The following is a 16,740-nucleotide window of genomic DNA, read 5'->3' on the forward strand; positions in this document are numbered from 1 at the left end:
TCGTGGAGGAAGGCAATTGAAGACGAAGGGCGTGACCCTCGTAGCGGTCGCCGTTGTGGCGTCGATGACGCTGGCGGGATGCGACAAGGTCAAAGGTCTGTTGGGCCGCAAGCCTTCCGGACAGGTGGTCGCCACCGTTAGCGGGGAAGAGATCACCACACTGGAGCTTCGCAACCAGCTCGGCGGGTTCTCGTCGCGCGACGCTGAGACGATGAAGCGGGCCCGGCAGGCGGCGCTGAACCGGCTGATCCTTCAGGACGTCGTCGCCCAGGAGGCCAAGAAGCAGAAGCTGGACAAGTCGGTCGACTATAACCTTCGGGTCGAAGACGGGAAGAAGCGCGTCCTCGCGCAACTCTTCGAACGGAAGATCGCCCAGTCCGTACAGACGCCCAGCCGCACGGATGCGGAGAACTTCGTGGCGGCGCACCCGGAGATGTTCGCAAATCGACAGGTCATGGTCGTGGACCAGGTGATCGCGCAGCCGAAAAAGTTCGAACCCGAGAAATACCGGCCGCTGAAGAGCCTTGATGAGGTCAAGGCCATGCTCAACACCGACGGCGCCGCCTACCAGGAAAGCGTCTCGACGATCGACACCGTTTCGACCGATCCTCGGATGACGCAGCAGATCACCAAGCTGCCCCCGGGAGAGGTCTTCGTCGTCCCGCAGCGCGGAGGGCTGGTGTTCAACCAGGTGCGGGACGCCAGGACGTTGCCCATCCGCGGAGATGTGGCGGTATCCATGGCGACCTCGATGCTCCAGCAGCAGCGCACGCGCGAGGCCGTCGCCAAGCAGATCGAGGGGCTTCGGAAGGCGGCCGAGGGCTCGATCGTCTACGCGGACTCGTTCAAGGACCTGAAACCCACGGACGCGAAGGCGGATGCGGCGAAGGCTCCGGCCGCGCCCACCACCCCGGCCGCCCCGGCCGCGGCCGCGCCTGTGACGAAAGCTCCCTAGAGCACGTCGCGCCAGGCTTGAATCAAGCCTGGCGGGATCAACGTGCTCGCTTCTTTGAGTTTGGAGGCCTTCCCGCTCACGATGCCTCATCGTGAGCGGGAAGGCCTGCTAGAGCACGATGGGGTCAGGTGGAATCACCTGACCGCTGAATCGTGCTCCAGGCTCCAAAGCTAGAGCGCGTTCGAGCGGCGAAACCGCTCACACTTTCGCCTAACGCGCTCTAGCGAACAAAGTCCGAAAGTCTGCTGAAATGGAACCGCGGCCGGCGCATCCAGCGTCCGGCCCCGGGGCCTTCTTGTTCGACCTTGCCCCTTGCGGACAGTCAGCCGGCGGAGCCGGCGGCCGTTCGGGGCGATTGCGGCGGCGCGGCGGCGAGGGTCTTCTGGGTCCACGAGATCCAGAAGTATGTCGGCAATCCTTCTTCGACGAAGCTCACGGTCTTTGCCTCGGGGCGGGCGAGGTCGGCCGGCCGGATGAGATCGTTGTCCTTCAGAAGCTTCATGATCGAACGGGCGCGAGCCTCGTCCGCCTCTCCGGTGGCCACGAGGTCCTTCTCGGCGAAGGCGCCGTTGAGCGACAGCGCGACCCGGCCGGCCAGCGCCAGGTCTTCGGCGCGGCCGCCCTCCATGAGGGCGTCCACCTGACTGCGGCTGAGGCGGGCGATGCGATTCTCAAACTCTTCGACGGCTTGGTCGACGGCGTAGGCCACGTCCTGGGCGAGCACCGACGTCCGCTCGTCGTCCAGCGCCGCCAGGGCCGCATGATGGCTTAGCAGGCTGGCGATGTACGGAGACCCTTGCGCGACCGAGACGACGAGCTTGGACGCGGCCGGCTCAAAAGTCAGGCCGGACTCCCGCTCGCCTTGCGCCACCAGCTGCAGCACCTCCGCATCAGTCATGCGCGGAAGTCCGATCGCCAGGATGTTGCGTCGGATCGAGGGGATGTGCTCGACGATCTCCGACAGGTCGCCCGCAACCCCGGCGAGGAGCAGCTGCACGCGGCCGAGGCGGTCGGAGAGATTCTTGATCAGTTCGGCGATGTTACGCCGGAACGTGGCGCTCTCGCACCGGTCGAACTCATCAAGCATGATCAGCACCCGGGTGCCGCGCAGCTTGGTGCACAGGTCGCTGAACTGCTGAGGGTTGATCGGGGTGGAGGGCAGCAGGTCGGACAGCGTGGCTCCGCCTTCCGCCTCGCTGGTCGTCGGTCCGTAGCTGCTGTGGAACAACAGGGGGATATCCGCGGCGGCGGCGCGGAAGGTCTCGTCGAAGTTCGAGTTCGCGCCGCACGACGTGTAGACGACGATGTAGCGCGCCTCGTGGGCGGCCTGAGCCAGCATGTGCAACAGCGAAGTCTTACCGATCCCGCGCTCGCCGTAGAGCACGAGATGCAGCCGCTGGTCCTCGATCGAGCTGATGATCGTTTTGAGGATCTGCTGGCGTCCGGCGAACATCCGCGGGTCCGCCACGGGCTGCGAAGGCGTGAAGGCGCGGCGGATCTTCGACCTCAACACCGAAAAGCGGTCGCCGCGTCTCGGAGACAGCTGGTCGTTCGCCGTGGTGTTGAAGCGGGGCAGGACCGGCGCTCCGCTTCCGCGCGCCGGTTCGCGCGTGGTGGGCCGCAGGACGGTCATTTCGGCGCTCCGCGCGGGGGCCGCCTTCTTGGCTCCCTTGCGCCCGAACAGCCCACCCGTCAGCGAGAACCTCGCCATGCCACCTCCATGCGCCAAGTTGCGACCTGAAGGCGGTCACAAATCCTGCTCGGCGTCCGCATCATATTCCACGTATGCCTTCTGGTTGCTTAAACACAATCGGCGTGGGTCGGGATTCGAGACCATCGCCAGCAATGCCGGCGACGTTGGCCCGACATCGCGGCGATATTGCAGCCGTGCTCTTTGTTTGCAGCGCGGACAACGCTATCTCTTCCGCCGTGCGCCACTCACTTCCCCCGACGTTCCTGGGCCTCGTGGCCAAGCTGCTGCGGATCTTGAGAGCGCGCTATCTGATCGTGGCGCTTTCGGTCGTCGGCGCGATCGCCGGAGGGGTGGCCGTGATCGTCACGTCCCCCAGCCTCTACATGGCGCGCGCCCGCGTGGTGCTCGACCTGGTCAGGCTCGACGAGCTTACCGGCTCTCCTATCTCGAAGGATTTCGCCGAGCCCTACATCGAAAGCCAGCTCCATCTCCTCAAGGACGCTCAAGTGACGGGCCGCGTCGCCGAGAGCCTTGGATGGTTGGCCAACACCGACTACGTCGCCCAATACGAAAACCGGGCAGCAAACGATGAGCGCGATCTCCGCACGTGGGCCGGAGACACGATCGCCTCGGCTTCGAGCGGCTATCTCCTGCCGGAAAGCAACGTGCTGGAGATCACCTATCGATCCTATTCCCCGGAGGCGGCCCGCGTCATTGTCGACCTCTTGCGACAGGCGTTCGTGGAGGCGGGCCTCGACGAGCGGCGAGAGAGCGCCCGCGAGCACCAGGCATGGTTCGACGGCCAGGCGCGGAAGCTGCTTGCGGAACTGGGCTCGCTGGTGACGGAGCGCGAGCGGCTTCAGCGCGAGACCGGCATCGTCCTTCAGGATGACACCAAGGATCTGGAAAGCGCCAAGCTCAAGCGCCTGAACGGCATTCCGCAGCTTCCCGTCGCCGTGCGACGACCGGGACCCGGCCTCGCCGACCAGAGGTTGAGCGCCCTCGACGCGCAGATCGCGCAGCTGAGCGCCACGCTAGGCCCAAATAACCCTCAACTCGTCGCGCTCCGTCAGAAGCGGGCGGCGGTCGCGCTGTCGGCGGCGGATGAGCGGCGGGCGCTCGACAGCGCAATGCTGAGCGCGATTTCCCAGGCTCAGGCGCTCAACGCGGACCTGCAGTTACAGCGCCTCAGGGTCGGAAGCCAAGCCCAGAGCCTGGCGGAGCTTCGCCAGATACAGGACCAAATCACCGTTCTTCGCGGCTTGTACGACGAACTGATCGCGCGGTCCGACGACCTGCGGCAGGCCGCCAACATCTCCGAGACCGAGCGCTTGCCCGTCGGCGCGGCGGAGGCCGACGAGCATCCCTACTTCCCGAACCCGGGGCTGATCCTCGGCGGCACGACGGTTTTCGGCACCGCACTCGGCGTGACGCTGGCGCTGTTCGTCGAGCTGCTCTCGCGCCGCGTCCGGGGGGTGACCGACCTGGCGGCCGCCACCGACGCGCCGGTTCTTGGTGTCTTCCGGCTCGCGGCGTCCCGCTCGCCACGCCTGCGGATCGCAAGACCGAAAAAGGCCAGGGCCGCTCGCGGCAAACCCCGTCGGGAGCGGAAGCGTTCGCTCAAGGGGATCGCCCCGGCGAACGTCCCTTGAGCACCGATCCGGCCGCCTCGCCGCCGGCGGCAAAGGCCATGACGAGCGAACAGATCGAAGCGCTGGACGCGATCGCGGGTCGGCTTGTCACCCTACGATCCAAGCGCAGCGGATTGGGCTTGGCCGTATGCGCCGTCGCGCGGGGTGACGGCGCCAGCCTCACCGCGGCGGGCCTTGCGACGGCGATTGCCGCCTTGGGCTATTCGACGGTGCTGGTCGACGCCGACCTCGAGGAGCCCGGACTTCCCAGTTTCATTTCCTCTGACCCGACGGCGCTCGGCTTAGCTGACCTGCTGGCCGACGAACGCGTGTCGGTGGCGGACGTGATGCAACCCATCGTCGGGCTGCCGCCACTGTCCGTCGTGCACGCCGGCGCCGGCGGCAAAGGGTCGGCCGACCTCGTGTCGACGGCAGGGTTCTCCGCATTCGTCGCCGACTGCATGCTGAACTTCGAGTTCACGATCATCGACACGCCGCCGGCCAATCGAACGACCCATGCGATCGAGATCGTCAGCGCTGTCGGGGCCGCCATCGTCGTAGCGCGCCGTGACCTGAGCTACATGGACGACGTGGCGACCCTCGCTCGCTCCATTTCGGGCGCCAATGCGACGGTCCTCGGGGCGATCCTCATCGAATCCTAGACGGGATCTGGCGCCATTCCGTTCGCGGCGGGACTTGGTCTCGGCTCAAGCGGCGGACGGGCTCGAAGTCTTTGAAGATCGAACTTTCTTAGATCAGGTGATTCCACTTGATCCAGGAAGGTTCGAAAGCACGATGGGCTCATGTGGAGTCACCTGACCGCTGAATCGTGCTCTGGAATCCAAAGCTTAGAGCGCGTTCGAGCGGCGAAGCCGCTCACACTTTCGCCTAGCGCACTCTAGGGGCGTCTGCGGCCAACTTGCCGAGAAGGCCGGCGACCTGGCGGCGCCGGAGCGGGGTTGGCCTCGCCGGCATCGCCCTGTGAGGGCTCCTCGCGCACCTGACGCACTCCCCAGATGGCGAACGCGAACACGGCGACCATCAGTCCCGGCAGTATGAACGCGGTCATGACGGCTCGGTGGCTCCTATTGAGGGGTTCTGCCCTCGGGCACTGCGGTCTCGCCGCCGACATCCGGCCTTGCCACGGCCCGCGCCACGCCGCGACGCTTCAGTTTAAGACACGGTTCCTCGACGAGACGCCAACTCAGGGCCGCCAGTCCACACACCACGACGAAGGTGACGCAGGTCAGGGTGAGAGGCGATATCTGCGGCGCGTAGAGGGCGATCACGCAAGCCACCGGCCACGCGTAGAGATAGACGCCGTAAGACACATCCCAGTCGTTGTTGACGTGCCGCAGGAACGGCAGCCGCTTGGTGAACGCGACCCAGAACACGGCGTACGCTCCGAGCGTCGCGAGGCCCAGCTCCGCCAGCGCAGGCACGAAGAGCAACAGCACGGCGCCGGCCGCGCACCCGGCGGCGATGCGGCCGTCGAAGCGGATCTCGTCCCGAAACAACCTTAGGGACACCCCGCTCATGAACATGGCCACGAGGCGGATCATGGCCGCGGGTTCGCGGAATATGGCCTTGCTCGAAGGCAGGTCCGAGAGCGGGCCCCAGGTGGGCTGGAGCTGAAAGTGAACGATCGCGGCATGCGCCGCGAGCAGGGCGACTGTGAGCCCCAGGGCCAGCCAGCGGCGGCGCAAGAGGCCAAGCACGCCAAGCGCCGGCACCAGGAGGTAGCAGCGGAACTCATACGAGATGGTCCACATCGGCGAATTCAGCTTCGCCTCGGGCAGGCGAGCGAATGCGCCGTCGAGGAGGGGAACATCCAGCGTCAACATCCGCGCGAACAGCTTGAGATATCCGCCGAAGCCGAGCTCATCCAGGCGCCCGCCCACGAAAGGACCCACCAGGAACACGCTGGCGAGATAGGCGACGACGAAGGCTGGATAAATGCGCAGGACGCGCTTCTGGAGGAACGATGTCAGCGTGCGGCTGGAAAGATAGCTCCCGGAGATAAGGTAGCCGCTGATCACGAAGAAGAAGTCGACCGCGAACGCACCGAGCGTGATCGTGCCGAACAGCCTCGTGAGCGGCTCGTTGGCGAGCGAACCCTCGAGGATTTGCGGCGAGTGGGAGACGATCACGAGGCTCGCGAAGAGCAAGCGCAGAGCACCGAAGTTGTTGGTGTGGGACGCGGGGGATGAAGAGGGCACGGGCACGGCGAACCTCTCAGATCAGCTCGTCACCGCTCGACGGATCGCAAGCTTCTCGGTCTCGGCATTGGCAATCTTTGAGCGATAGACAAGAGCCAGGGTGGCGCCCAACATCATGAACACCAGCGGATGATTGTGGTCCTGACTTAACACCGCCTTCACCACCACAAAGTCGAAGAGAGCCACGGAGAGCGGCATCAAGAGTAGCAGGTCGTTGTCGGTTTTGGCGCTGAACGCGTTAACACCGCCTGTCCAGGACGTGCGCAGGAAGAGCGCCATGTACAGGGCGAAACCCAGAACGCCGAACTCCAGAAGCAGAGTAAGATAGTACGAGTCGATGGTGAGCGAGCCGTCGGCCGCGACGTAGCCGAGTGTCTGACCGCCGCGTCCCTGGCCATGACCCATGGGTTGATGCAGGATCTTCGGGATAGCCATGGCCCACTGGTCTTTGCGGCTGTCGGTGCTCGCCTGTTGCGCTCCGCCGCCCCAGACGCTCTTGCGCAAACGACCTACTAGGAAAGTAGCCGCGATGCCGGTGAGGAAGATCGCCGGATAGGCAAGGACCAACGCCGGCCCCAGGATGCTGGACGATGCCATCCGCCACCGCCGGATCGACCAGAGCAAAAGATAAAGCATGGCCGAGACAAGGCTCGCCACGATGCCCAGCCGCGAATCGGTGAGGATGATCACGTAGATCGCGAGCGGGACGTAGGTTCCGGAAATGATCCGGAAGGCGATCGATCTCGAATTCAGCGCGAAGTGCATGGCGAATGGCATGGTCAGCCCGAGATACTCGGCGAAACCAAGAGGAGTGCCCGCGGTCGCTTGGACCCGATGGAACCCGCCATAGGCGCGCTGCACTCCCGCCAACGCCTTCAGCACCGATTCGTCCTCGATGCGCAGGAACGACGGGATGTGGTTGGCCCAGAGGACCGCGCCGGCGCGCGATTCCCAGACGCCTAGGACGCACAGGAGCAGGCCGGCGCTGAGTAGCAGCTTGGCCCATGCGGACGCCGCCCCCGGCTTTCGGAAGATGTAGCACGCAGCGAAGAAGATGCCCGTCCAGTTGATCTGTGAAGTGATGAAGCGGTTCACCGATGTGCCCGGCGTCCGCGAGAACATGAGGGACAGTCCCTCCAACAGGACGAAGCCCAGCAGGCAGCGAATGATCCAAGGATCGGCCTTCAGAACTTCGCCGACCTGCCTTCGAAAGTCGCTCGACACCGAAGCGCAGATCAACATCACCAGCAGGAGCGGCACGCCTGTCAGGCGCAGGGGGGTGATCCACGGAAGGCCGGGCAGCGCGATGGCCAGGTAGATCGGCCATAGGATCAACGCGGCGAAGTACCCGAAGAACAGCCACGGAATCACGCCTACCGGCGCATAGTCGCCCGAAGGCAAGGCCCAGATCCCGAGCACGATGATGATCGCCACGGGAAGGGCGAAGACGACGACATAGTGCGGCGCGCCATACGCGAACGCCGCGCCGTACGCCACGCTGGCGGCGAACAGCGCCACATAGGCGAGCAGCTTGAGGCGTGGAGTCTCCGTCCGCCGCCGGTAGAAGGGCGTCAAGGCGTCGGTGGGTCCCATCCTCGAGGCTGGCCGTCTCGAGGCGTCCTCCTCGCCTGCGGTCTGCTGGCTGCGCCGCTTCGGAAAGCGCGGCAAAGCAAAACGCCGCGGCGGCTTGCGCTGCGCTTTCTGGTCATTTCGCTTAAGACTCATCTGCTACGCCCTTGGACGTTTGAAGCTATCAGGTGGTGTCCTTCCTCGACAGCGCGGTTGTGATAACTTCGCGCTTGCGCGCAGGGTGCTACCTGATGTCGGCGGGTTAGGAAAACCGGGAACAGTGGAGGGAATTGAATGCGGACGGCGATGCTCGCCCTGCCGATTTTGTTCGGCATGGGCGCTTTCACGTCTGCGGCCGCTCAAGACGCCGGATCGGTGCAACTGCCCGCCGCCAAGTCGAAGCGTGAGATCCAAACGCGTGTCGGGGTAATCACCGAGCACCACACGAACATCGCTCAGACCGACGCTGCGACGGCGGCCAGCCGGGGCATTGAGCGCAACGACTGGACGGTGCGGCCCGTCGTGCAGGTGAGGGTGCTTCAGCCCTTAGGGCGCAACGCCCTCTTCGTCAACGCGGACGGTGGATACCTGTTTCACAAGAATAACACCCGGCTCGACAGCCGGACCATCAACGTGAGCGGCGGCGGCGTGTCGAACCTGGGATCCTGCCAGGTGGCGGGCACCGGCACGTATTCCGTTTCGCAGTCCGAACTGGGCGACATTGTCGGACCGATCGTGAAGAATCTGCGCACCACCCGTTCGGTCGGAGCCCAGGTGAACTGCGGCCGGCCGGTGGGCTTCGGCGGGTCGTTGAGCGCGAATCGATCCTGGGCGCGCAACAGCGCGACCACCATCAAGGAAGCGAACTCGACCACCGACACTTTGCAGGCGGCGGTCCGCTACCAGAACAAGGGGCTGGGCACGATCGCGGTTCAGGGCAGCTACGTGGAGTCGCGATATCCGAACCGTCAGACGCTGCAGCTTTCAGCGCTCGGTCTCGGCGAGACGGTCATCATCCGCAACGTAGGCGTCGAGTATCAGAAGACGATCGGAAGCAAGCTGAATGTCGCTGGATCGGTTGCGCTCACGCGGCTGAAGAGAGGCGCTCCGCCAAACGGCGTGAAGCCGAAGTTCTCCTCCACGACCTATAGTGGCGACATGATCTACAAGTTCACGTCCCGGACCCAGCTCGAGGTCAGCGCGGAGCGCTCGGTCAAGCCGTCGAATACGGTGGGCAAACTGTACGATAAAGAGACCCGCTCCGAGATCGAACTTCGCCACAATCTCGGCACCCGTCTCCTCATAACATTGGGCGCGAGCCGGGACGATCTTGCATCGAACACCGACGGGTCCAGTTCGTTCCTGATCTACACGAAGGCGCGGACTGACTCGATCTACGGATCGATCCGGTATCAGCGCGCGAAGCTGGGTTCTTTGGCACTGGAATTGCGACAGGACGACCGAAATACCGATAAGTCCGCTTACGACTATCGTGATACGCGGGCGATGATGACCCTCGAGGCTCAATTCTGACGGCAGGAAACGAAATGCGGATCGACAGGTTTGTGGCGCTTCTGGCGACGTTCTGCGCCGCGGTCTTCCTCAGCTTGGTCGCGCAGACGGCGCAGGCTCAGCAGGCGACCGCACAGTCGGCTCCTTCGGGCCCGACGGTCGCCGAAGGCGCGTCCAGCGCGTATGTGCTCGGACGCGACGATACGATCGAAGTCAGCCTTGTGGGCACCGGCGGCTTCAACGCTCGCGTCCGGGTCCAGGCCGATGGGCAGATCCAGCTTCCGCTCATCGGCAAGGTTGCCGCCGCGGATCGCACCACCGAGGAAGTCGCCGACGACATCGCCAAGCAGCTAAAGGACGGCGGCTTCTTCTCGAATCCGATCGTCAGCGTCGAGGTCGTCGGCTACGCGAGCCGCTATGTGGTGGTGCTCGGCGCGGTCAATAGCCCAGGCCTCGTGCCGATCAACCGTCCCTACCATCTCTCGGAAATCCTGGCCCGGGTCGGCGGCGTGCGCGACGGCGCGGCCGACTATGTCACGGTTCGGTCCGAAAAGGGCGACGAGCGGCGGATTCTCGTTCGCGACATCGCCACGGGCGGCCTGGAACAGGACCCGCTCGTGGCCGCGGGCGACAAGATCTACGTGCCCAACGCCGAGCTGTTCTACATCTACGGACAGGTCAATTCACCCGGCGGCTATCCAGTGACCAGCCACATGACGGCTCGACAAGCGATCGCCAGCGGCGGCGGCCTCACTGAATCCGGCACGGATCACGGCCTCACCGTCAATCGCGCGGGTAAGAAAATGAAGATCGAACTCGGCGACAATATACTGCCGGGCGACGTGATCTATGTGAAGGAGCGGCTGTTTTGACGGCCGCTCCCGGAGACGAGCGATGAGTATCTTTCAGTTCTTCAGAATACTCTGGGCAAGGCGGTGGGTCACGGTCATGACGACCGTGGCCGTGCTCACCCTGGGCGTCCTGGTCATCCTCGTGGTTCCGCCGCGCTACAAGGCGGAGACACGGGTGATCCTCGACGTGATCAAGCCCGATCCGGTCACGGGGCAGATTCTGTCGTCTCCGTTCCTCCGCGCCTACATGAGCAACCAGACCGAGCTCATTAAGGACTTCGGCGTCGCGGGACGCGTCGTCGCCGACCAGCACCTGGCCGACGATCCGGAAATGCAGAAGGCCTATCAGGAGCGGAAATCCAGCGACGATCGCGATTTCGCCCACTGGACGGCCCAGAAGATCATCGACGACAGCGACGCCGCAATCATTCCTGGAAGCAACATCATCCAGATCAGCTACACGTCCAGGGAGCCAGAGAAGGCGAGGCGCATCGCCGACGCCCTCCGCGAGGCGTACATCGCCGCGAGTCTCGAGGATCGCCGCAACAGCGCCAGCCGGAACGCCAGCTGGTACGACGACCAGGCGGCGAAGACCAGGGCGGCGCTCGCCGACGCAGAGGCGGCCAAGGCGCAGTTCGAGCGTGAGAACGGCGTCCTTTTGCAGGATGACCAGACCGACGTGGATACGGCCCGCCTGGCCGCCCTCGCCAGCCAGGCGGCCACGCCCGTCCTGACCCAGGCTCCGATGGGGTCCACGGCCGCCCAGCTGGAACTTGCACAGGTCGAAGCTGACCTCGCCCAGGCCTCAAAGATGCTCGGGCCGAACCACCCGCAAATCATCGATCTGAAGCGGAAGCGCGAGCTCCTGATCCAACAGATCGACAAGGACCGCGTGGCGGCGTCGCAGGCCGCCAGCATAGCAGCGAGCGCCATGCGTTCGACCGCCGGCCTGCTGGACGCGCAGAAAGCCAAGGTGATGGCGCAGCGCGAGAAGGTCGAGAAGCTGAAGCTGCTGCAGGACAACGTGAATCTGCTGCGTGATCAGTACAACAAGTCGGCAAGCCGCGCGGCCGAGCTCCACCAGGAAGCGGAGGTCGTCGAAGCCGGCGTGACGACACTCGGGAATGCGATCACACCGCAGAAGGCCGTGTTTCCGAACAAGCCGCTCGTGCTGGGAGGCGCGCTGGCCGGCGGCCTGGGCGGCGGCATCGTGCTCGCGCTCGCGCTCGAGATCCTCGCGCGGCGGGTCCGCTGCAAGGAAGACCTTGAATCGCTCGTGGACGCGCCCGTGCTGGCCATCGTTCGCCGCACGCCGCAGCAACGCGTCGCGACCGGGCGGCGGATTACGCGTCGGGTGGCCGCGCCGCCTTTGAAGCGAGCCGAGGCGTGAGCGGATCTCAAGCCCAGGCGGAAGCGGCCGCACCGCAGCCCATGGACGGCTACATGGTGTCGTCCGACGTCGTCGTGTTGTCGGAGTCCCGGCCGCTCGAGGCGGAAGCGATCCGCACGATCCGTACCCATGTGACCGCGCGGCACATTAAGGGCGGCCGTCGTGGTCTCGCCCTATGCGCGCCGACGACCGGCGCGGGCTGCACCTTTGTCGCCGTGAATCTCGCTGTTGCGCTGGCCCAGGTGGGGCTGTCCACCCTGCTCGTGGACGCCAACCTTCGTGCGCCCGGCGTGCAGGATTACATCCGACCGCCGCCGAACACGATCGGCGTGAAACAGATCCTGCAGGCGGACGGCCCGACATCGCAGAACTTCGTACACAATGACGTCCTGCCGGGACTGTCGATCATCTACGCCGGCGGCGCCGAAGAACATGCGCAGGAGCTGCTTGGCGCCGGCGTATTCAAGGGGCTCGTCGATGACTGTCTTCGCGACTACGACATCACCATCTTCGATACTGCGCCTTCCAACGACTATGCCGACGCACGCCGCGTGAACACGCTGGTAGGGTATGCAATGATAGTCGTGCGCAGCGACGTGACGCTGACGAGTGACGTGAAGGCGCTTGCGGCCCAGATGTGGGAGGATGGCGTGGAACTCGTCGGTACGGTGCTGAACGAGGCGTAGAATGGCCGCACTTCAAGATAGCCAGCCGCCGATTGCCGGCCTAAGCGGCATGGTCAGGTATTCGCCCGTCATACTGGCGTTGCTCGTCCTTGGCATTCCGACGCTCATTCGGCTTGGCGAACAGTCCTGGACCAAAGAGATAGGCGCCCACGGCCCGATCGTGCTGATGACGGGCGCTTGGCTGCTGTCCCGACGGTGGGACGCCATGTGCGAGGAAGGCCGTCGCGGCGACTTGCGCATCACCATTCCCGTCTCGGCGTTTTCCCTCGCGGCCTATGTGTTCGGCCGCGCCTACGATTTCCTGAGCATCGAGGCTGGCGGCTTCTATGGATTCGCCTTGGCGCTACTGTATGACCGGTTCGGCCTGCGCACGCTGATGCGGAGCTGGTTTCCGCTCTTCTACCTGGCTTTCGCGCTGCCGATTCCCGGTTGGATCCTCGATCGGGTCACGGCGCCGCTGAAACTCCTCGTTTCGTATCTCGCGACGGCAGTCGTCGATCCGCTTGGGCTGCCCATCATCCGCGAAGGCGTGACGATGACGGTGGGGCCCTACCAGCTCTTGGTGGAGGACGCCTGCTCCGGGCTGAACTCGCTTGTTGGGCTCATCGCGGTGACCCTGTTCTACGTCTACCTGCTGCGCGGCGCCGGCTGGCGCTATTCACTGTTCCTCACGGCGCTCATCGTTCCCGTGGCGATCCTCGCCAACGTCCTACGGATCGTGACGCTCATCCTGCTGACCTATTTCATGGGCGACTCGGTCGGGCAGGGTTTCCTTCACATCACGGCGGGACTGTTCCTGTTCGGCCTCTCTCTCGGACTGATGTTCCTCATCGACAACGGAATCGGGCGATTTGCCTTCCGTGAGCGAGCGGTCGTGCGATGATCAGTCGTCGTCACCTCGCGCTCGCCGGCCTGGGCCTGGGCGCCGCAGCGGTTGCCGAAGCGCTGCGGCCGCGTCGGCGCCTGATCCTCCTGAAGGGCGGCACGCTCGACGCCAGTATGCCCAAGAAGTTCGGATCCTGGGTCGCCGATACCGGACAAGGGATTGTCACCCCTGAGCAGGCCGGGAAGCTCGCGCGGGCGCTCTACAAGGAGATCGTGTCACGAATCTACTATGACACGGCGGCGGGTGATGCGGTCATGCTGCTCGCCGCCTATGGCGACACCCAAAGCGACCTGCTCCAGGTCCACCGGCCCGAGATCTGCTACGCCGCCGTGGGCTTCGATGTCGTTTCCTCGACGCCCGCAGAGGCGCCCCTCGGCAATGGGCTGTTCATACCAGTCCGCCAGGTGGTCGCGACCACGCAGAGCCGGACCGAAAACATCGTCTACTGGACCCGGATGGGCGAGCAACTGCCCCAGAGCGCGAAGGAGCAGCAGGAGGCCAGGTTCTCGAACGCCCTGCATGGCTTTGTGGCCGACGGCATCCTGGTCCGCGTTTCGATGTTGGGAGACAGCCAGCGCTCGTTCGAACGGCTGATGCAATTCATTCCGCCGTTCATGAAGCACGTGGCGGCCGCTCAGCGCCCGGCGATGATCGGAAGCGCACTATCAGCCGCATTGAAGACGGCGTGAGCCGGACGGGGCGCCGCCCGCCCCGATTAAGCCGCCGCAACACCCTGAGGACTTCCCGTTCGAATGAAATCGTTTGAACGGGACAAGACGGCTCTGAGCCAGGAGCGCGAGCTCGATCTGATCGCAAAGCCGGCGCTTATTCTTGCGGATCGCGCTCGAGATTCCGGGGATCGCAGCGTGCCGAGCGGGCGGAACGGCGTAATCGCGAGGGCGGTCCGCGCTCGCCGACGAGGCCGGCCAGCCACCCCTCGAGCCCGTACCCGAACTGGAGCCACGCTCGTTGGCGCACATACCGCGCGAACAGATGCGCCAACACGGCGAGCGCCGCGATAGGCAGCAGCAGGGGATACCGGTCCTTCGTCAGGAGGATCTTGTTGCGCTCGTTGAGGTAGATGGGCATCCGGGGCTGAGCGCGAATGGCCGCGCCTGCGCCTGTGGTGGTGCCCTGCGCATGCTGGACACGGGCGCCCGGCGCGAACCCGATGCCAATGCGGCGCGCAGATTCGCGCAGGAACCATTCTGATTCCTCGCAGTAGAGAAAGTAGTCCTCCTTCATCGGTCCGACCGCGTCGAGGAACGTGCGGCTCACGAGGATGGAGGCACCGTTCAGATAGTTCTGGGACCGCTCGACCCATTGCGCGTCGATCGCGGCGTCGGCGTCGCGCCCCTTGCCGAGCGAGATCGGACGGGCCAACCAGCGACGCCAGGCGCCGCCGTAAGACTGGATCCGCCCGTCCTCGCGGAAGAGCGTGCAGCCCACCGCGCCGCAATCTCCGCGATCGAGCCGATCGACCATCGCCGCCAGCGCCTCAGGTTCCGGCTGCGTGTCAGGGTTGAGAATCCACCACGCTTCCGCGTCGGGCGTGGACGCCATGCCGAGATTGACGCCCGCGGCGAAGCCGAGGTTCCCTGGCGCCAGCACGAGCCGGACGCTTTGGCCGCCCGGCAATGTGGCCGGGAGCCGCTGGGCGAGGGCGGCATGGGCCTCTTGCCCTCCATTCTCGACCAGGCAGACGTCGAAATCGCGGTGGGTCGAGCGCGCGAGCGCCTCGAGGCACCGTAAAGGGTCATCGGCATTGCGGAATGTGACGATCACCACGCTCACACGCAAAGCAGGCCCTCCCTCTCGCTCATGACGGGGACTTTCCGCCGGTGTTTGCCCGACCACCCCGCGCGACTAATCTGCTGGCCGCTTCGACGGCCTCCGATAGGATGAGGCGTTCCTTGTAGAGCAACGCTGCGAGCGGCGCCGTCGCCCCAAGCGCCGTCAGGCCTGTCCAAAGGACGCGTCCTTGCTCCGCCGCCCAGGACACGCCGATTATCAGCGCGCAAACCGTCACATAGAGCATCACGCGGATCACGCCGGATCTGTTCGGCATGCCCGACGCTCTGTTGACCAGCAACATCGTCGCGACGAGGGCGGTGATCTCGCCCACGACAAAGCCGGCCAGTATCGAGATGAGGCCAGGGTGAGCCTGGTTTACCGCGAAGGCCACTGGCAGAGCGATCAGCCGCGCTGCGTTGTCGGCCGCCGCCAAGGTGCTGCGGCCGAGCGCGAGGGCCACGGTCGACGGCCAGAGCCTCACCGTTCGGATCGTCTGCAGCGTCGCGAGCAACGCGAACACGATCGGCAGCTGCTGGAACGCCTTGCCGAAGAGCAGCGGTGCGGCGAACGGACCGACCACAGCGAAACCGAGCGCCATGCCGATGCAAAGCAGGGCGGTGCGACCGGCTAGCTTTTCCGTCGCCTGGAAGAAGGCGGCCGGCTCGTCCCTTCGGCCCGCCAGTCCCGGAAGGTGGGTGTTGACCATGAAGCGCAGCAGGATCGCCGCCGGATAGAAGATGAGGAGCTGGCTGGCGCTGTATCGGCCGAGAACCTCCTTGCCGAGGCCGCTGACCAGGATCCGATCTCCCTGGGTGCCCAGGAACAGCAGCAGGCCGTTGAAGAACAAGGGGACGGCGAAGGCGATGAAGCGGTGTGCTTCGGCCCGGGAAAACCCCCACGCATACCGGCGCTTGGCCAGGAGATGAGAGACGCCCACGAGCGTGGCCGCCCTGAGGACCAGCCCATAGATGATGGCGGTATGGTCGCGCAGCAGCAGGGCCGCAACCGCTGTACCGACCAGCCCGGCAACCTCGCTGGAGGCGATGAGGATGCTCGCCGGACGGAACTCGTTAGCGCGCTGGGCCCGATAGACGTCCATATGCACTAGGCCGCCGATCAGCGGGGTCAGAGCCATCGCCATGAGCGCCGGCGCGATCTCCGGCGCGTCGACGAGGCCGGCCACCATGCGAGCGCTGAGGACAAGACCCGCGGCGATCACAAGCCCGCGCGCGAACATCGCGGACTGCACGACCTGCTGCAGCCGGGGCGCGTCGCCATCAGGGTCCTGGATGATGAACCGGTCGCTGGCCGCGTCGGTGACCAGCTCGAAGAACTGCGAGGTGAGGATCAGCAGCGTGACCAGGCCGAGCTCGCTCGGCCCCACCACGCGACTCAGCACGATGAAACGGAGAAGCGCTGCGATCTGACTGACCACGGACGCCGCGAAGTAGGATTTCATGCCCTTTTGCACGCGGCGGATGATCTCAGACGAATGCTGAACGCTTCGCGAATCGCGTCGGAACGACCGCGGAGCGTCTGGAATGTAGGGGCCGC

Annotated in this window: 14 protein-coding genes; 9 read left to right on the plus strand and 5 right to left on the minus strand. The window is 65.1% G+C overall.

All coding sequences use genetic code 11. The features are described 5' to 3' along the window. Positions 1-16 precede the first annotated feature (16 nt). Positions 17-955, plus strand: a complete 939-nt coding sequence (locus GC203_RS11435) for an EpsD family peptidyl-prolyl cis-trans isomerase (protein WP_293454354.1) — start codon at positions 17-19, stop codon at positions 953-955. Positions 956-1,277: 322 nt separating this feature from the next. On the opposite strand, the gene GC203_RS11440 is transcribed toward GC203_RS11435, so the two are convergent. Further along, positions 1,278-2,408, minus strand: coding sequence for an ATP-binding protein (locus tag GC203_RS11440; protein WP_293454355.1), 1,131 nt, complete (start codon positions 2,406-2,408; stop codon positions 1,278-1,280). A 512-nt stretch (positions 2,409-2,920) separates the two neighbouring features. On the opposite strand from GC203_RS11440, the gene GC203_RS11445 reads away from it, so the two are divergent. Together GC203_RS11445 and GC203_RS11450 are read left to right on the plus strand one after the other, a co-directional pair. Next, the gene (locus GC203_RS11445) at positions 2,921-4,300 is read left to right on the plus strand and encodes a hypothetical protein (RefSeq protein ID WP_293454357.1); all 1,380 of its coding nucleotides are present in this window, start codon (positions 2,921-2,923) and stop codon (positions 4,298-4,300) included. After that, positions 4,297-4,941 (plus strand): hypothetical protein, encoded by a 645-nt coding sequence (locus GC203_RS11450; RefSeq protein WP_293454359.1) that lies wholly within the window; start codon positions 4,297-4,299, stop codon positions 4,939-4,941. The genes GC203_RS11445 and GC203_RS11450 overlap by 4 nt, the downstream gene beginning before the upstream one ends. Before the next feature lie 423 nt (positions 4,942-5,364). Here GC203_RS11450 and GC203_RS11455 read toward each other — a convergent pair whose 3' ends face one another. Together GC203_RS11455 and GC203_RS11460 are read right to left on the minus strand one after the other, a co-directional pair. Then, entirely contained in the window at positions 5,365-6,447 is a 1,083-nt protein-coding gene (locus tag GC203_RS11455; RefSeq protein WP_293454360.1) for an acyltransferase, read from the minus strand. 72 nt (positions 6,448-6,519) lie between these two features. Further along, entirely contained in the window at positions 6,520-8,091 is a 1,572-nt protein-coding gene (locus GC203_RS11460) for an O-antigen ligase family protein (RefSeq protein WP_293454362.1), read from the minus strand. Positions 8,092-8,361: 270 nt separating this feature from the next. Between GC203_RS11460 and GC203_RS11465 the strand changes: the two genes are divergently transcribed. The 6 genes from GC203_RS11465 to epsI are packed head-to-tail and all read left to right on the plus strand — an operon-like array spanning position 8,362 to position 14,081. Further along, positions 8,362-9,600 (plus strand): hypothetical protein, encoded by a 1,239-nt coding sequence (locus tag GC203_RS11465; RefSeq protein WP_293454364.1) that lies wholly within the window; start codon positions 8,362-8,364, stop codon positions 9,598-9,600. Positions 9,601-9,614: 14 nt separating this feature from the next. Continuing rightward, positions 9,615-10,451, plus strand: a complete 837-nt coding sequence (locus GC203_RS11470; RefSeq protein WP_293454366.1) for a polysaccharide biosynthesis/export family protein — start codon at positions 9,615-9,617, stop codon at positions 10,449-10,451. A 22-nt stretch (positions 10,452-10,473) separates the two neighbouring features. After that, positions 10,474-11,820, plus strand: a complete 1,347-nt coding sequence (locus GC203_RS11475; RefSeq protein ID WP_293454368.1) for a Wzz/FepE/Etk N-terminal domain-containing protein — start codon at positions 10,474-10,476, stop codon at positions 11,818-11,820. Positions 11,821-11,861: 41 nt separating this feature from the next. After that, positions 11,862-12,506 carry a CpsD/CapB family tyrosine-protein kinase gene (locus tag GC203_RS11480; protein ID WP_293454370.1) on the plus strand — a complete coding sequence of 215 codons (645 nt, stop codon included), beginning with the start codon at positions 11,862-11,864 and terminating at the stop codon, positions 12,504-12,506. A gap of 1 nt (position 12,507) precedes the next feature. Next, on the plus strand, positions 12,508-13,389 hold the full coding sequence (gene xrtV, locus GC203_RS11485) for an exosortase V (protein WP_293454373.1): 882 nt from the start codon (positions 12,508-12,510) through the stop codon (positions 13,387-13,389). Beyond that, the gene (gene epsI / locus GC203_RS11490; protein WP_293454374.1) at positions 13,386-14,081 is read left to right on the plus strand and encodes an exosortase-associated protein EpsI, V-type; all 696 of its coding nucleotides are present in this window, start codon (positions 13,386-13,388) and stop codon (positions 14,079-14,081) included. Before xrtV ends, epsI begins: the two co-directional genes overlap by 4 nt. Positions 14,082-14,217: 136 nt before the next feature. On the opposite strand, the gene GC203_RS11495 is transcribed toward epsI, so the two are convergent. After that, positions 14,218-15,186, minus strand: a complete 969-nt coding sequence (locus tag GC203_RS11495) for a glycosyltransferase family 2 protein (protein ID WP_293454375.1) — start codon at positions 15,184-15,186, stop codon at positions 14,218-14,220. Positions 15,187-15,211: 25 nt separating this feature from the next. Continuing rightward, positions 15,212-16,645 (minus strand): oligosaccharide flippase family protein, encoded by a 1,434-nt coding sequence (locus tag GC203_RS11500; RefSeq protein WP_293454378.1) that lies wholly within the window; start codon positions 16,643-16,645, stop codon positions 15,212-15,214. Positions 16,646-16,740: the final 95 nt, after the last annotated feature.

The organism is Phenylobacterium sp., from assembly GCF_016124325.1.
Classification (GTDB): domain Bacteria; phylum Pseudomonadota; class Alphaproteobacteria; order Caulobacterales; family Caulobacteraceae; genus Phenylobacterium.

Bases quoted from the DNA above. Each gene is read 5' to 3' on its own strand.
- GC203_RS11440 (WP_293454355.1), bottom strand. From the start codon at position 2,408: ATGTTCGCCGGACGCCAGCAGATCCTCAAAACGATCATCAGCTCGATC.
- GC203_RS11460 (WP_293454362.1), bottom strand. From the start codon at position 8,091: ATGGGACCCACCGACGCCTTGACGCCCTTCTACCGGCGGCGGACGGAG.
- GC203_RS11465 (WP_293454364.1), top strand. From the start codon at position 8,362: ATGCGGACGGCGATGCTCGCCCTGCCGATTTTGTTCGGCATGGGCGCT.
- GC203_RS11470 (WP_293454366.1), top strand. From the start codon at position 9,615: ATGCGGATCGACAGGTTTGTGGCGCTTCTGGCGACGTTCTGCGCCGCG.
- GC203_RS11475 (WP_293454368.1), top strand. From the start codon at position 10,474: ATGAGTATCTTTCAGTTCTTCAGAATACTCTGGGCAAGGCGGTGGGTC.
- GC203_RS11480 (WP_293454370.1), top strand. From the start codon at position 11,862: ATGGACGGCTACATGGTGTCGTCCGACGTCGTCGTGTTGTCGGAGTCC.
- xrtV (WP_293454373.1), top strand. From the start codon at position 12,508: ATGGCCGCACTTCAAGATAGCCAGCCGCCGATTGCCGGCCTAAGCGGC.
- epsI (WP_293454374.1), top strand. From the start codon at position 13,386: ATGATCAGTCGTCGTCACCTCGCGCTCGCCGGCCTGGGCCTGGGCGCC.
- GC203_RS11500 (WP_293454378.1), bottom strand. From the start codon at position 16,645: ATGAAATCCTACTTCGCGGCGTCCGTGGTCAGTCAGATCGCAGCGCTT.